This is a genomic window from Candidatus Ichthyocystis sparus (assembly GCF_900078745.1).
GTDB lineage: Bacteria > Pseudomonadota > Gammaproteobacteria > Burkholderiales > 2013Ark19i > Ichthyocystis > Ichthyocystis sparus.
Window position 1 is genome coordinate 129,688 of the sequence record NZ_FKII01000045.1, and the last position, 12,661, is coordinate 142,348.

At 39.1% G+C, this 12,661-nt stretch carries 10 protein-coding genes; 4 read left to right on the plus strand and 6 right to left on the minus strand.

What is annotated here, in order from left to right; all coding sequences use genetic code 11:
* Nucleotides 1–68: 68 nt before the first annotated feature.
* From A6733_RS09365 to mnmA, 3 genes are all read right to left on the minus strand, one after another.
* Nucleotides 69–518, minus strand: coding sequence for a pilin (locus tag A6733_RS09365; protein WP_092401876.1), 450 nt, complete (start codon nucleotides 516–518; stop codon nucleotides 69–71).
* A gap of 557 nt (nucleotides 519–1,075) precedes the next feature.
* Nucleotides 1,076–1,513 carry a hypothetical protein gene (locus A6733_RS02725; RefSeq protein WP_092401873.1) on the minus strand — a complete coding sequence of 146 codons (438 nt, stop codon included), beginning with the start codon at nucleotides 1,511–1,513 and terminating at the stop codon, nucleotides 1,076–1,078.
* Between the two features lie 144 nt (nucleotides 1,514–1,657).
* Nucleotides 1,658–2,773, minus strand: a complete 1,116-nt coding sequence (gene mnmA / locus A6733_RS02730; protein WP_092401870.1) for a tRNA 2-thiouridine(34) synthase MnmA — start codon at nucleotides 2,771–2,773, stop codon at nucleotides 1,658–1,660.
* Between the two features lie 122 nt (nucleotides 2,774–2,895).
* On the opposite strand from mnmA, the gene A6733_RS02735 reads away from it, so the two are divergent.
* Nucleotides 2,896–3,090: a zinc-finger domain-containing protein gene (locus A6733_RS02735; RefSeq protein WP_092401867.1), complete on the plus strand. Its 195-nt coding sequence runs from the start codon at nucleotides 2,896–2,898 to the stop codon at nucleotides 3,088–3,090.
* Here the strand turns inward: A6733_RS02735 and trhO are convergent.
* On the minus strand, nucleotides 3,071–3,820 hold the full coding sequence (trhO, locus tag A6733_RS02740; protein ID WP_175330574.1) for an oxygen-dependent tRNA uridine(34) hydroxylase TrhO: 750 nt from the start codon (nucleotides 3,818–3,820) through the stop codon (nucleotides 3,071–3,073). The genes A6733_RS02735 and trhO overlap by 20 nt on opposite strands.
* Before the next feature lie 625 nt (nucleotides 3,821–4,445).
* Between trhO and A6733_RS02745 the strand changes: the two genes are divergently transcribed.
* The 3 genes from A6733_RS02745 (at nucleotide 4,446) to A6733_RS02755 (ending at nucleotide 10,701) form a co-directional block, all read left to right on the plus strand.
* On the plus strand, nucleotides 4,446–7,025 hold the full coding sequence (locus A6733_RS02745; RefSeq protein WP_092401860.1) for a hypothetical protein: 2,580 nt from the start codon (nucleotides 4,446–4,448) through the stop codon (nucleotides 7,023–7,025).
* Nucleotides 7,026–7,349: 324 nt separating this feature from the next.
* Nucleotides 7,350–8,597 (plus strand): hypothetical protein, encoded by a 1,248-nt coding sequence (locus A6733_RS02750; RefSeq protein WP_092460363.1) that lies wholly within the window; start codon nucleotides 7,350–7,352, stop codon nucleotides 8,595–8,597.
* A 523-nt stretch (nucleotides 8,598–9,120) separates the two neighbouring features.
* Entirely contained in the window at nucleotides 9,121–10,701 is a 1,581-nt protein-coding gene (locus tag A6733_RS02755) for a coiled-coil domain-containing protein (RefSeq protein ID WP_092411199.1), read from the plus strand.
* Between the two features lie 943 nt (nucleotides 10,702–11,644).
* Here A6733_RS02755 and rnhB read toward each other — a convergent pair.
* Together rnhB and fabZ are read right to left on the minus strand one after the other, a co-directional pair.
* The gene (gene rnhB, locus A6733_RS02760) at nucleotides 11,645–12,217 is read right to left on the minus strand and encodes a ribonuclease HII (protein ID WP_092402451.1); all 573 of its coding nucleotides are present in this window, start codon (nucleotides 12,215–12,217) and stop codon (nucleotides 11,645–11,647) included.
* 2 nt (nucleotides 12,218–12,219) lie between these two features.
* Nucleotides 12,220–12,657 (minus strand): 3-hydroxyacyl-ACP dehydratase FabZ, encoded by a 438-nt coding sequence (gene fabZ / locus A6733_RS02765; RefSeq protein WP_242641470.1) that lies wholly within the window; start codon nucleotides 12,655–12,657, stop codon nucleotides 12,220–12,222.
* Nucleotides 12,658–12,661 lie beyond the last annotated feature (4 nt).

The following is a 12,661-nucleotide window of genomic DNA, read 5'->3' on the forward strand; positions in this document are numbered from 1 at the left end:
AAGAGAAAAAACAAAAAGAGGGGGAAAATCCCCCCACTCTAGTAGTAAAAGCATGTCCCACAAAAATTCTATGGAAACTCTGGAGCAGTTTCGGTGTGAGTACAAGAAACAGGAAGTATCTCCACTGGCACATTTGAAACACAAGTCCAAGCAAACATACCACCAGCCGAAGTATCACCAACAAGTTCTATAATTCTGTCAACAACTTTGGAACTAACACCGGTATTAGAGAACTTAGCCAAAATTACACAGGCAGTACCAGTACCAGCTTTCAATGAGTAGCCCGACAGAACCTTAGACGCACCCCAAGCCGTACTGTTCTCAACAGGACAAGCACCGGTAGTAGCAACTGCCTCAACTACACGCTGACGAAAAGAAGTCAGCTCAGCTAAAGCAGCTCCAAAATTGGCTTTAGCAGTGTAATTTTGATATGCCGGTAAAGCAATAGCTGCCAGAATACCGATGATAGCGACCACTATCAGTAACTCGACCAAAGTGAAACCCTTATTTCTATTCACGACAGCCCCCCCCTTTCATTACGTAAAAAGACACACACATGCAGGCCACCAAAAACATAAGGCACACTTACAAGACACATGCCATTAGGATATGCTATGTGTAAGCAGAGATTGTTGCAACGCTGATGTAATACCAACTAAATCACATTGCCCACACGTAGGCAAACAATCACCCACTGGTGCACAATATGAAGAACAACAACAATTTCTACCAACAACGAAATCACACGTTAAAAAATAACAAGCCTAGCAATAACCTAACAAAGCAACACCCGCACCAACATTAAGTAATATGCCCAAGTTGAACCACAAACCGATGTCCCCAGTAGCAAGCAACCCACTGAAAGAAGTCATCAAACCCGGCCAAATTGAGAATATCGTTTTGACAAAAAAACAGGCTAAGGTTTCATTAGCTTAAACAAAAAAATAAAAACTGCAAAAAGAACAAAAACACAGACGGTGTGGAGTCTACTAAAACATTGTAATGTTTGGTTATTACCACTACAGCAAAAGGGGGAAATAAAACCACCAAAACAACTCTTGTGTTTATACGGATACTATGGAAAAACTACAATCGGTACACGCACGCAATCAGATGTAGTATGACTGACCCGTCCAACTGTAGTGCTGCAAGTCCATGTCAACAAACCATCAGAAGTCTGTAGGCCGACTAGCTCTACAAAACGACCACGCAACAACTTGTGTGCAGAGGACCCAAATTGTGCCCTAATTAGGCACCCATGAGAAAATCCTGTAGGAGCCTCAACAAGTGAGTATGAAGAAAACAGACGCGACCCTGGGAAGGAATGTCCTACTTCATTCGGGCAATTGCTACTACTGGAAACAACCTCATAGATCTTACGCTTTAAAAAGGACAACTCCTCGACACCATCGCGAAAATCTTTTATAACAGCGTGCCTCTGATACACAGGAGAAAAAATAAACCAACAGCCAACAAATACCACAACAACCGCTACCGCCTCAAAGCTGGACATACCGATCACTGATTTTGAGCTCAATCGTATCACAGGAGCTGATTTTTCCAACAAAACTACACAGTGCGAATGCTAACATGCAGGAAGCACGCATCTACAAATAGCCTTTACATAGTAGCAGCATTAACTAGCATCAGTAACATTTTAATTCTCCATAGACACGCAAATACCTCCCCCCATACAGATAGCGCCATCATATATAACCAACGACTGGCCTGGAGCAACAGCACGCTGAGGAGAGGAAAACACAACACGCCCGGAAGCAGTACCAAAGCCATAGTATTCACACAACTGATCAGATTGATGGTAACGAACTTGCGAAAGATAGCAATTACTTCCATCACTAGGGCACTCACCAATCCACGATAAATCTCCTAAATCAACTATCCTACAATACAAAGATGGGTGGTGCTCTCCCAAACAAACAATCAGAGCGTTACGATTAACATCCTTAGAGACAACATACCAAGCCAGGTTAGCATCATAGCCACGAACACCACCTATACCGAGTCCTCGGCGTTGCCCAATGGTGTGAAACATTAAACCCTGGTGCTGACCTAGGTATTTTCCATCTAGGGTATAGATAGGACCCGGATGAGCCGGCAAAAAACTTGACAAAAACTCACGAAAAGGCCTCTCACCAACGGAGCAAATTCCAGTAGAATCGCGCTTATTGGCATTAGGAAGACCGATTTTGCGTGCCAGTTTACGTACAGTAACCTTATCTAAATTCCCAAGAGGAAAGATAACATGTTGCAACTGATATTGGTTTAAGCGATAGAGAAAATAGCTTTGATCCTTAGTAAGATCGGTCCCCTTAAGAAGACGGTAGATACCGTCTGGCCCTTTTTCAACACGGGCATAATGTCCGGTTGCTATGTAATCAGCACCATTGGATAAAGCGTAATTCAAAAAAGAATCAAACTTTATGTACGCATTGCAAAACACATCTGGGTTTGGAGTGCGGCCATGCTTGTATTCGTATAAGAAGTGGGTAAACACCCGTTCATAGTACTGCTTAGAAAAATCTACCACTTCCAGGGATATGGATAGGTGATCGCATACAGATATAGCATCATTAAGATCATCATCTTGTGTGCAATAATTGCTTTTAGTATTAGTAGCTGATGGACAAAAATCCTCACGCCAATTTTTCATGAAAACAGCGCTAACATCATAATTCTTGTTTTGCAGCAACCAGGCAGACAGAGCAGAATCAACACCGCCAGAGAGACCAATAAAAACTCTTCCCTTTGACATATAAAAGCGCCCCCAGAGATACGTAAACCATACAGCACAGTATAGTCAATTGTACCATTTTCCACTCTAGAAAATAAGATAAAAGCATGCTAGGATCCCAGAAATAGACACAAGGACCTGATATGTCTTCTAATCATGGCCAGACAACAGTGGTAACGATATCGCCTGCGGAGCTCCCACTTCACTGCCCTAGGACAAAGGAACTTTGGAATCTTCATCCAAGGGTGTATCTGGACATTAAAAAAACAGGTGAAATAATGTGCCCATACTGCGGTCAAAACTACGTGCTGAGCGAAACTACAGATAATAAGGATTAGTGGGAGATAAGCTACCGTCAAGAGTGATTCTTCCGTCGAACACAAAGCACGTCCCCTGGAAAAACCCCTGTCCAAATACCTCCAGATACCTAATAATCCCTCCATCCAACTGGTAAGCACTAATGCCTTCACTGTAAAACCAGTGGGATGCTTTTTCACAGCGAATACCGCCTGTACAAAAAGTAACTACGGTGCTATTTTCCTTTAGCAAGTGGCGAGACATTTTGCGGCTAAATTCGCCAAATGAATTTATTGAAACATTTACAGCACCAGAAAATGTTCCCATCTGATACTCAAAATCGTTGCGCACGTCTACTAAGCACAATGGAGTACCAGCATCATCACTACTCATACTCATCCATCTGTGAAAATCTTCTACGGACAAGTAAGGTAAAGGACGGTACGTAGCCTCACGACAACGATAAGATACAATCTCTGGTTTAATTTTCACTAAAAATCTACGAAAACCAATTCTAGTGGCGTAGCTCCTACGTATACTACATACCAAATTGGCTCTTTTAGACAAGGCACTATAGTATTCCTCTAACTCTGGAGATGGTCCGCAAAGTGAGAAATTAATTCCTTCGTTTGCTATGATTATGGTACCTTTTATATCATATCCCATAGAGTCTGCAGTATCTAAGCACCAACTACGCAATTCCTCCAAGTTACCCATACGTGAAAATTGATATCCAGAAATGTACAATATAGGCAAGACTCCGATACACATAGATAAACGACCTCCTATCTTACTTTGATTACAGGATTGCACACACATGAAACTAAAGTAAAAGTAAAAATAGCTGTTCGGTACATCACGTGTATGTATGCCGAAACAATACTAATTATACAAACATAGTAACAATTGTAATGGCATAAACATGATACTAACGCTACTAGTAACTGTAAACATTCTACCAAACTAAAAAACCTATAACACGCTAAATCTCTTAAGATTTTCCTTAATAAGGATAGCGCAGCTCTAGGGTAACTGGCGTGTTATAAAACACAGGGTAATTTGCTAATTTAAGGTTTGAAGTGAAGTTTTATAGTGAATTGTTTACATTGAATTTGTACAAATTTGGGAATTTACTTTGCTTGCGAACTTAGTCCACTGGGTACTTAATCTATCTAAGCAATTAACCTACTGAGTACTTACTCCATTTGAGAACTTACTCCAATAGAAACCCAAGCGCAAATGGCATAACATCATCGTCATCGAATCAATCACGGAGGCATGTATAGGTATCATTATACATGCCAGGTTACTCTAAACCTTATACCGTGGAAGTGCAGCTCAACTACCTTCAAGAGTGGGATGCGCGCTCCTCACGATATTTAATCGGACAGATAAAATGGCATCGAACATAGGGTATTCTCTAGCCTGTGGTTCTGGTGAAGAGGATGTTTTTTCGCTCGTTACTAAAGAATCTGGGGATATAAAAAAAGAACATCATTCCAAAGATTTTTCAGATCTTTGTCAAGGGTTACCGAGTGCATACTCAGGGGAAACACTTGCTAGAGAACTTGGACTCATAGGTAAAATGTGGTCTGAATTAACGTCAGGCACGGAAGAAGTAGACGAGGAATTCTTATCGTCTCTTGACAGATTTAGCAAATACCTTGAGGAGGAATTGCAAGAGGGTACTAGTAGCACACAGGAAGGATCAGTAAAAGAATTACTAATTTTATGTTGGTCAGAACAAGAGTCTCCTAGGGCTGATGCTTGTGCAGCAGGGGGCTTAATGGCTAGTGTTTTATCAGTATTAAGTAAAGTAGAACGAGCTTGCTCTAAGTCAGAACAAAGAAGAAAAGCCGTTGGTGGTGTTGTGTCGGCTTTATTGAGATTACTACATCACAATTCATCGTCTAATCTTAGCAAAGAACAGCTAGAGTCTGTACTGACTGTTATGCTAGATGGAGATTTTTACAAATCTGAATTCATCGCTCAATCCCAACCAGAAGGATGTAATCTACTGAAAGATGTAGTTACCAACTGTGCGGATAGATACAAATTGATGTGTGCAGAAGAAGAAGCTTTAGTAGGATTTACCTTATCCTCGTACGCAGCAGAGTCTGTTGGTAATCCTCACTTTTGCAATCAGCTTGATAAAAAACTATCTAGTATGCCTACAAACACTGACCTTATTTACAAGTGTGACGAAATTACTACTTCTTGCAAATATGAAGTCACAGTGAAACTGATTTCTTATTCATCTATTCCAAGTAGTGTTCGTGGTTTTTCATTAAAGGTCATGGAAGAACAAAAACAAAACACAGGTAATCTATCTGAGCTTGAATCAAAACTAGCTGAAGTAGCATTATCGGAAGATGCCTTAGGAAAAATGATTGGAGAAAAAATAAAAGCTGCTGAAGAAAGAGTTGGTGATTATGAAGAAGCCTTTATTTTATCAATGATGTCATCTATGGAAGCTAATTCATGTGTTATTGATAAAGAAACGGGAAGAGCTGTACCTAAGCATATAAGAATCACTGCAAAATCTGTGGAAAAAGCTAGAAGGATATATACATTTATTAGTGAACACAGTTCACAAAAAGAACAACATATGGAAATGGCATTACTTATGTTTTCTGGCATGAATTGGGTTACTGAAGATGCATCATTAAGCACGCTTATTGCAGCAGAAGAAGTACTAAAACTATTTGGACACAAGCAAGTTTCAGAATTACATGCAGCTTCTAAGGAAAAAGCAGAAGAAGTAACAAGAGATATAGCAGAAATGTACAAAGATTTACTTGAAAGTGCTGCAGCGCTTCCAGCAGGGAACGAACAGATTTTATTAGTGAAACTTAAAAAAATATCCCTAACAGCACATAGTGTAATTTCTCATCTTCCTAAAGGCCTGCTATCAGAAAGGGAAGCTGTCAGAATGGCGGTCGAGTCATTATCTAAAGAAAATGCAAATGCATTAGCAGCTGCCAAACGTGTTCTTTCTGGATGGTGGATGCTTGAGGCAAGAAAAGTAATTGAAAAAATATCTGAGAAAACTGCCTCCTCAATGCCTAGAGAGCTAGGTATATCATTGAGTAAATTGGATGGAGCTCTAGGAATTTCCAGATTTGGTATGGCATTGCGGGGAAGAGGTTCGCCTCCTAGAAAAGAACGAAAACAACATGATGTAGAAGGAGGGGTACTAGAAGTACTTGGTTTTTGCTACAGTCAAAAATATGATTACTATTATCAAAATAGATCTGAGCTTCCAACTTCTTATGCTCTACACACTATGGGCAACTACTTGCCAACAACAAGTTCTGACCATGGAACTAAAGTCACCGTAGATGGAAAAGATTATGCCGTTCAAAATTCTCTTATACAAGATCTTAGACGGTCGTTATACACGGTTTGTGGAGTAGAAATATCTGCAAATGATATAGATGGTGGTACAGAGGGTAAAAATGAAGCAGAAGTAACAGAGGAAATGTCTAGGTTTTTTGTTAAAGAAGTAGCAAAATTAGGACTTACACCAGAAGCTTTTGAAGTATTATGCGCCATAATGAACCAAAGCTCTGCTGCTGTTATGTTGAATACAGGGTGGATTGTAAGCCATTTACTTTTCCCAGTACAAGCGGGAATTGGAATAAATGAGGAGTTTAGTGGTACTACCAAACATGAATTACGCGTGCTACCATCAGGACAGGTAGTTATGACATGCAGCATTTCCGGAGTTGCTCGCGCACTATATGTACAGGAAAAAGAACGTTATGTGGATGTTAAAAAAGATGTCAGTGCTCATAGACAAAACTCCAATTTTGTCTTCACAGATCCAGAACTGCTTGCAGGAATAGACATATCGTCCAGTATGGAGGTCTTAATAAACACTGATGGAACAATACGAATTATTAAATTAAAATATGAACTGCCAAATCTAACCCCAGAAAGAGTAGAAAGTATTTGTAGTTCCCAGGGATTTTAAAATCTATTTACTTGTCTACAGTCACTAAATATAACTATCAGGCTCAATGTAGCCTGATTTTTTTTGCCTACGTAAAGCAAAAAATTAATCAATTTAGCAAATATGCTCATAAAAAAAACCTATAAAAAGAACTATAAGTCATACATGCAGTCAATTCACAGTGTCTCAGTATCTATATCTAGGAAAAACTTTAAAGGTTTTTTCCCTAGTGGTTGCGTTTGCATGTTTGCATATATGAGGTTCCTGTCCTGTGTAGAGTAATCAGGATGTACCGGGGGAAGAGTTCACGGTTAACACAGTTACACTTAATAAGGAAGAGCAACTATGATTGATCCTAATGCTGCACCAGGTGGTGGTAGAGTAGATCAAAGCGGTCCCGCAGGGGGACCTGAAGCTCCTGAAGATGATAACGAACAACTTTCAGTTGGTGATGGTTCTGATGCTAGAGCTGCAAGTAGCCCTGCAGACGAGGGTTCGGCACGTGAAATTAGTTCACGCAATATGGAGATTGCAACTTCAGAAAATGCTGGCCGCTCAGGAAAAAGTAAAGGGGCTAGTGGTGCAAACAAGTTAATGGCCCAGGGAAAGGCAAAGTTGAGTCAACTAGGTCATAAGATAGCAAATGCATTTGCAACTCTCAAAAGCAATCTCGAAGCTAAAATTACTCAGATGGAGCTCAAGGTTAAATCTAAAATGGTTAAGAATGGGCAAATGAGACCATTTGGTCTACCTGGACCTGTTGAGGGAAACGAAGGTGGAGGTGCTTCTCAATTATCAAGGCAAGGTGCTGTGCGTGATCGCGCAGGCAGTAATCAAACAGATGGTTTAACAAGGCAAGGTGCTGTACGTCATCATGGAGATGATGGTGGTCGAAGAGAAGGTTTAAGTAATTTAGTGGCACAATCTCCTGCAAACATCGGTTCACATACAGGAAAAAATTCTAAAGGTCTGTTGAGTAAAATTAGGGGTTTCTTCGCTAAATTGAAAACAAACATTGTCCGTCATGCCAGGGATTTCAATCCAGCAAGATCATTGGGGTTAATCTCCAATAATCGATCCCAAGGATCTGTACATGCTACCCCTAGTGCCCCCCCTCTTCCTGTTGATCACGTTTATGAAGAAATAGATTATGGTGCTGCTAGAAGAGGAAGTGGCGGTAGTGAGCATATATATGAAGACATGGATAGCGTTGCTGGTAGAGGCGGTAGAGAACCACATTCATCTCTTCCTGGAGACAATACCAGAACACAGTATGACAATAGGGGTGATAGTACAGTACCACATTATGACAATAGAATAACTGCCGGTGAAGACGGGTATGCTGCTGTCAATAAAAATAAAATTGATGATGGATTGATGAAAGAACTGCTTACGGAGTTTGATGATCTTTTTGTTGATCATACACCAGGTGAAATGCGTGCTTCATTAGATGAAGCATATGCTCAAGAGCTGGAGGATGTATTCAGAGATTACAATGCCAGCTCTGGTGAGGATACGGCACCTCCACTTCCACCAAGGAATATTGGTGGTCCCAACAGACCGCCAAGGGCAAGGGATGCTACCGGAAATTAAATGGCTTGGGTTATGAATACATTATAATCTAATGCTGGCAACACAATGTTACAGTGCAAAATGGTTAGTAGCTATACATATCATCCAGTGCAACCTACTATATGGGTTGCACTGTGTTTTTAAGATAATTAACTTATTTAGCAATAAGATTGTTATGTGCTTATAAAGCATAGAATAAATTACCTTGTGTATAATAGGTAGGATAGTAAAAACTAAGTAATAAGCGTGATATTGTGTCATTAATATTTAAACATGATATACAGTTAAAAATAACAATATTAAATGAAGATTGCTTAAGTAACTATGTCATCAAAAGTAATCTAAAGCGTCATATTAAATAAAAATCTACATTATTACGGATAAAAAGAGTTTGTATTTGTATCAAAGGAGCAGAGTAAATTCTATAATTGTTCGTTTGTAGGATACAAACAAGGAAGTAGCATTTAATCCAGAGATGAAACTTTGTACCACTATAAAAACTCAACCCGTACTATTAGCAGCTCTAATTTTAGGGATTTAAAATATGAGAACTAATGAATATAGTCGTCAAAGCACTGATGATACTGATGCAAATCATAACTTAAAAGAAAGCGGCACCATTAATACTTCAGGTAAGACGTCATCAGGTAGAGAGCTATCGCAAACACCTGAAGAACATTCTCGTAATAAAGACAAATCGTCAGCTGTATCTGATGCACTTCGTAGAGCGGCTGCACGTGGAGCAGGTGCAAATGTAGGTTCCAGGACATCATCTTCACACAAATCAGCTATTTATGATGCTCTTCGTAGAGCAAGCGCAGGTAGAGGCAGTTCAGAGTCATTATCAACAGGTAGAGAAATATCACAAACATCTGAAGAACATTCTCGTAATAAAGATCGATCGTCAGATGTATATGATGCACTTCGTAGAGCGGCTGCACGTGTAGCAGGTGCAAATGTAGCTTCCGGGACATCATCTTCACACAAACCAGCTATGTCGTCTGATGTGCTTCGTAGAGCAAGCGCAGGTAGAGGCAGTTCAGAGTCATTATCACCATACAGCTCATCTGTATCAGCTATATCTGGTACACTTTCTGATGCACTTCATAGAGCAGGTGCAAATATAGGTTCCGGACAATCATCTTCACGCAAATTAGATATTACAGTTAGAGAAAAGGCCAGTTCTACCATTACAAAGGCTAATAGTATTGTATCTAGCCTAGGACAAAAATTGGATAATACGGAAGAAATTTCTCAATTATTACTGACTCTTAGAGAAGACACAATACCACTATATTTAAGGATATCAAATAGGTTAATGGAGGGGTATTTTATTGAAGAAAATACGTACCCTAATACGTCATCATTAGAAAATTTAAGATCACGGTCTGAAGATGAATTAAGTGAAGATATGATAGAGGATATTACATCTCAGATGTTGAACATGCATAAAAAAATGAGTACATATTTAATGGGTGCTGTGGAGGAAGTAAAAGCCTTAGCCGCTCGCATAGAAGGATCAGAAGATATAGGTCAACCATCAGATGGTTTAAAAAAAATGTTGATCCTAAAAATGAGTGAGATAGACTCAACTATAGACAAAGAATTTTCAGAATTTCAAGCGGAGTTATCTTATAAATATGACTTACTATTGAAAAATTTAGTAAGTCTAACAAAAGTTGTACACGAAAATAGAGATAAACTTATAAATTCAGCCCACAATGCCGCTGAAAAATATGGTTTATTAGAAGAAAAAAGCCAAAAGGCAACGTCTTATCAAAGTAAAAAAGGGACATCTAGTGCTAAATCTAGACACGGTTTGTTAGGAAAAGGTGGAAAAGCATCGTTATCACAAAGTAAAAAAAGAATATCCGAGGCTAAATCTAAAATTAAATCTTTAATTGATCGTGCTTCTATTAAAAAAGGTAGTAAAAGTGATGAAGTAGATACTAGAGTGAGAAGTAGGTCAGTAAATCTGATGAATTCATTATTATCTGATTGGGGAGAACACACCATACCACCATCAGGATCGGACGTGATGAGTGTTGCGTCTGCTCTATCAGTTGATACTGATTATGCACGTGCTACATCTAAATATCTTCTGAGAGCACTTAGTGGAGAATAGGTATGGTTCTTGTTAAAAATTTATTACTCAAGTTTATAATATAGACGTGCTTATTTGTACATAAAAAAATTTCTTTAAAATTTATAGCATTGGTATCGGATTGGCTATGGTCATAATTGACCATAGCCAATTGTAACTGCACAGGAATAAAGACAATATGATCTTGACATAACCTATAGTCAGTAACAATAGTGATATTAATAGCACCGTAGTTGATAAATAACATGATACTAGTGTTAGTAGTATAGATTTATCTCTACTAAAAAAATTGCCCTTCATGTATAGAATTAGTTAATTGAGAAATAAAATATAAAATATATAACTGTTGATGATTGCATTAGACAATTATTACTAGCTGTATATTTAGATACTAGATCTCATTTTATGGTACAAGGCAATGCAGCAGAGGCTGATAGGGGTGGGAATGTACCTGAACACAAGAATAAAATTATCTTGAAAAGACTGCTGCTGAACTAGTTGAATTAGTAAGAAAGTGGGCGAATTTAATTTAATCATAGAAGCATAAAAAAACGATTATGTCGTTAACGTACCAGAATATTGCAGTTTAGTTAATTTACTCCATCTACCGAAATTATTCGCAAGTATTTTCTCTTTAAGGCAAAGGAAGGCTCAGTATTTACCGATCTGTGAGTAAGCATATTGTGTTTTTCAGTTGATGGAGAAGGGGGTAATAAATTACATTCTTATGTTTAATAGAAAGTGCTGTTACGTTTTTAGAGAAGTGCGTATTGGTGAACTGATTCTGGTAATTTGAAGTTTGTTCCTATCATATCACTAGATAAACTTGAGTGCTCTGTGTTCGTTAAAATTAGGATACGACGTAACCGCAGAGCCCATAATGTGGGGGTACTCTACCTACTTTATACTCTACCTACTTTAATATGATTAATTACCTAATCAAAGCTGAAGTTTGGTCAAGACCTTAGCAACTTTCTTTTAGTAAATTCTTTACTGGAGCAAATGAGCATCTATGTACTGGAGACGGTCCGAACTTTTCCAGGAGTAAAAAATGTTGCTTTGTTGGGTATCCCTTATGCTTGACAAAATCGTACTGTGGGTATAGTTCGTGCAAAACACTGCAATAATGGTCCCTGCTTACTTTGGCCATGATAGAGGCAGCGCTAACAGCTGGTATCAAAGCATCCCCACATACAACTGCTCTACATACTGTACTGAGATTAGGACAATGAGAGCCATCAATGCAAACATCGTCGCATGGAACATGAGAAACCTTATCAAATGCCCGTTTCATAGCTAACAGGCTGGCCTGTAATATGTTCATTTGGTCAATTTCTGCCACTGTTGCCTCTGCAACGGCCCATGCTATAGCAGTCTCTTGAATAACAAGAAACAGTTCCTCACGCTTTTTTTTAGATAACTTCTTGGAGTCATTTAGTTCTGGCAGGCTACGGCTCATATCCAAAATCACGGCTGCAGCAAACACGCTACCAGCAAGAGGCCCCCTACCCGCTTCATCAACACCACAAACTAGCATAACTACGCCCTAGCACACATAATATTAGCCTCAGCCATAAGACGTTCTCCACAGTAAACGCGTCCAGAATATTTACTTATAGAGGTACGTTTCATAAGCATAGAAACATTTATGGTTATAGTGTCTCCTGGCACTATAGGTGCTCTAAACCTAGCATTGTCGATACCGGCGAGGTAGTACACATCGTTTTTGCTGCTGTTAGCATTTCCTTCTGAGGAAATGGTAAGTAAGATCCCCGCTGCTTGTGCCATAGACTCAACTACTAAGACACCTGGCATAACTGGATTTCCTGGAAAATGACCCACGAAAAATGGTTCATTTATGGTAACGTTCTTGATAGCAACGATACTTTGGCTAGGTTCACAGGAAATAACTCTATCCACCAATAAAAACGGGTATCTATGGGGAAGATTAGACATTATGCCTTGAGCAGTAATCATATTA

Coding starts and splice junctions, on each gene's coding strand:
- A6733_RS02725 (WP_092401873.1), bottom strand. CDS start 1,513: ATGTCCAGCTTTGAGGCGGTAGCGGTTGTTGTGGTATTTGTTGGCTGT.
- mnmA (WP_092401870.1), bottom strand. CDS start 2,773: ATGTCAAAGGGAAGAGTTTTTATTGGTCTCTCTGGCGGTGTTGATTCT.
- A6733_RS02735 (WP_092401867.1), top strand. CDS start 2,896: ATGTCTTCTAATCATGGCCAGACAACAGTGGTAACGATATCGCCTGCG.
- trhO (WP_175330574.1), bottom strand. CDS start 3,820: ATGTGTATCGGAGTCTTGCCTATATTGTACATTTCTGGATATCAATTT.
- A6733_RS02745 (WP_092401860.1), top strand. CDS start 4,446: ATGGCATCGAACATAGGGTATTCTCTAGCCTGTGGTTCTGGTGAAGAG.
- A6733_RS02750 (WP_092460363.1), top strand. CDS start 7,350: ATGATTGATCCTAATGCTGCACCAGGTGGTGGTAGAGTAGATCAAAGC.
- A6733_RS02755 (WP_092411199.1), top strand. CDS start 9,121: ATGAGAACTAATGAATATAGTCGTCAAAGCACTGATGATACTGATGCA.
- rnhB (WP_092402451.1), bottom strand. CDS start 12,217: ATGCTAGTTTGTGGTGTTGATGAAGCGGGTAGGGGGCCTCTTGCTGGT.
- fabZ (WP_242641470.1), bottom strand. CDS start 12,657: ATGATTACTGCTCAAGGCATAATGTCTAATCTTCCCCATAGATACCCG.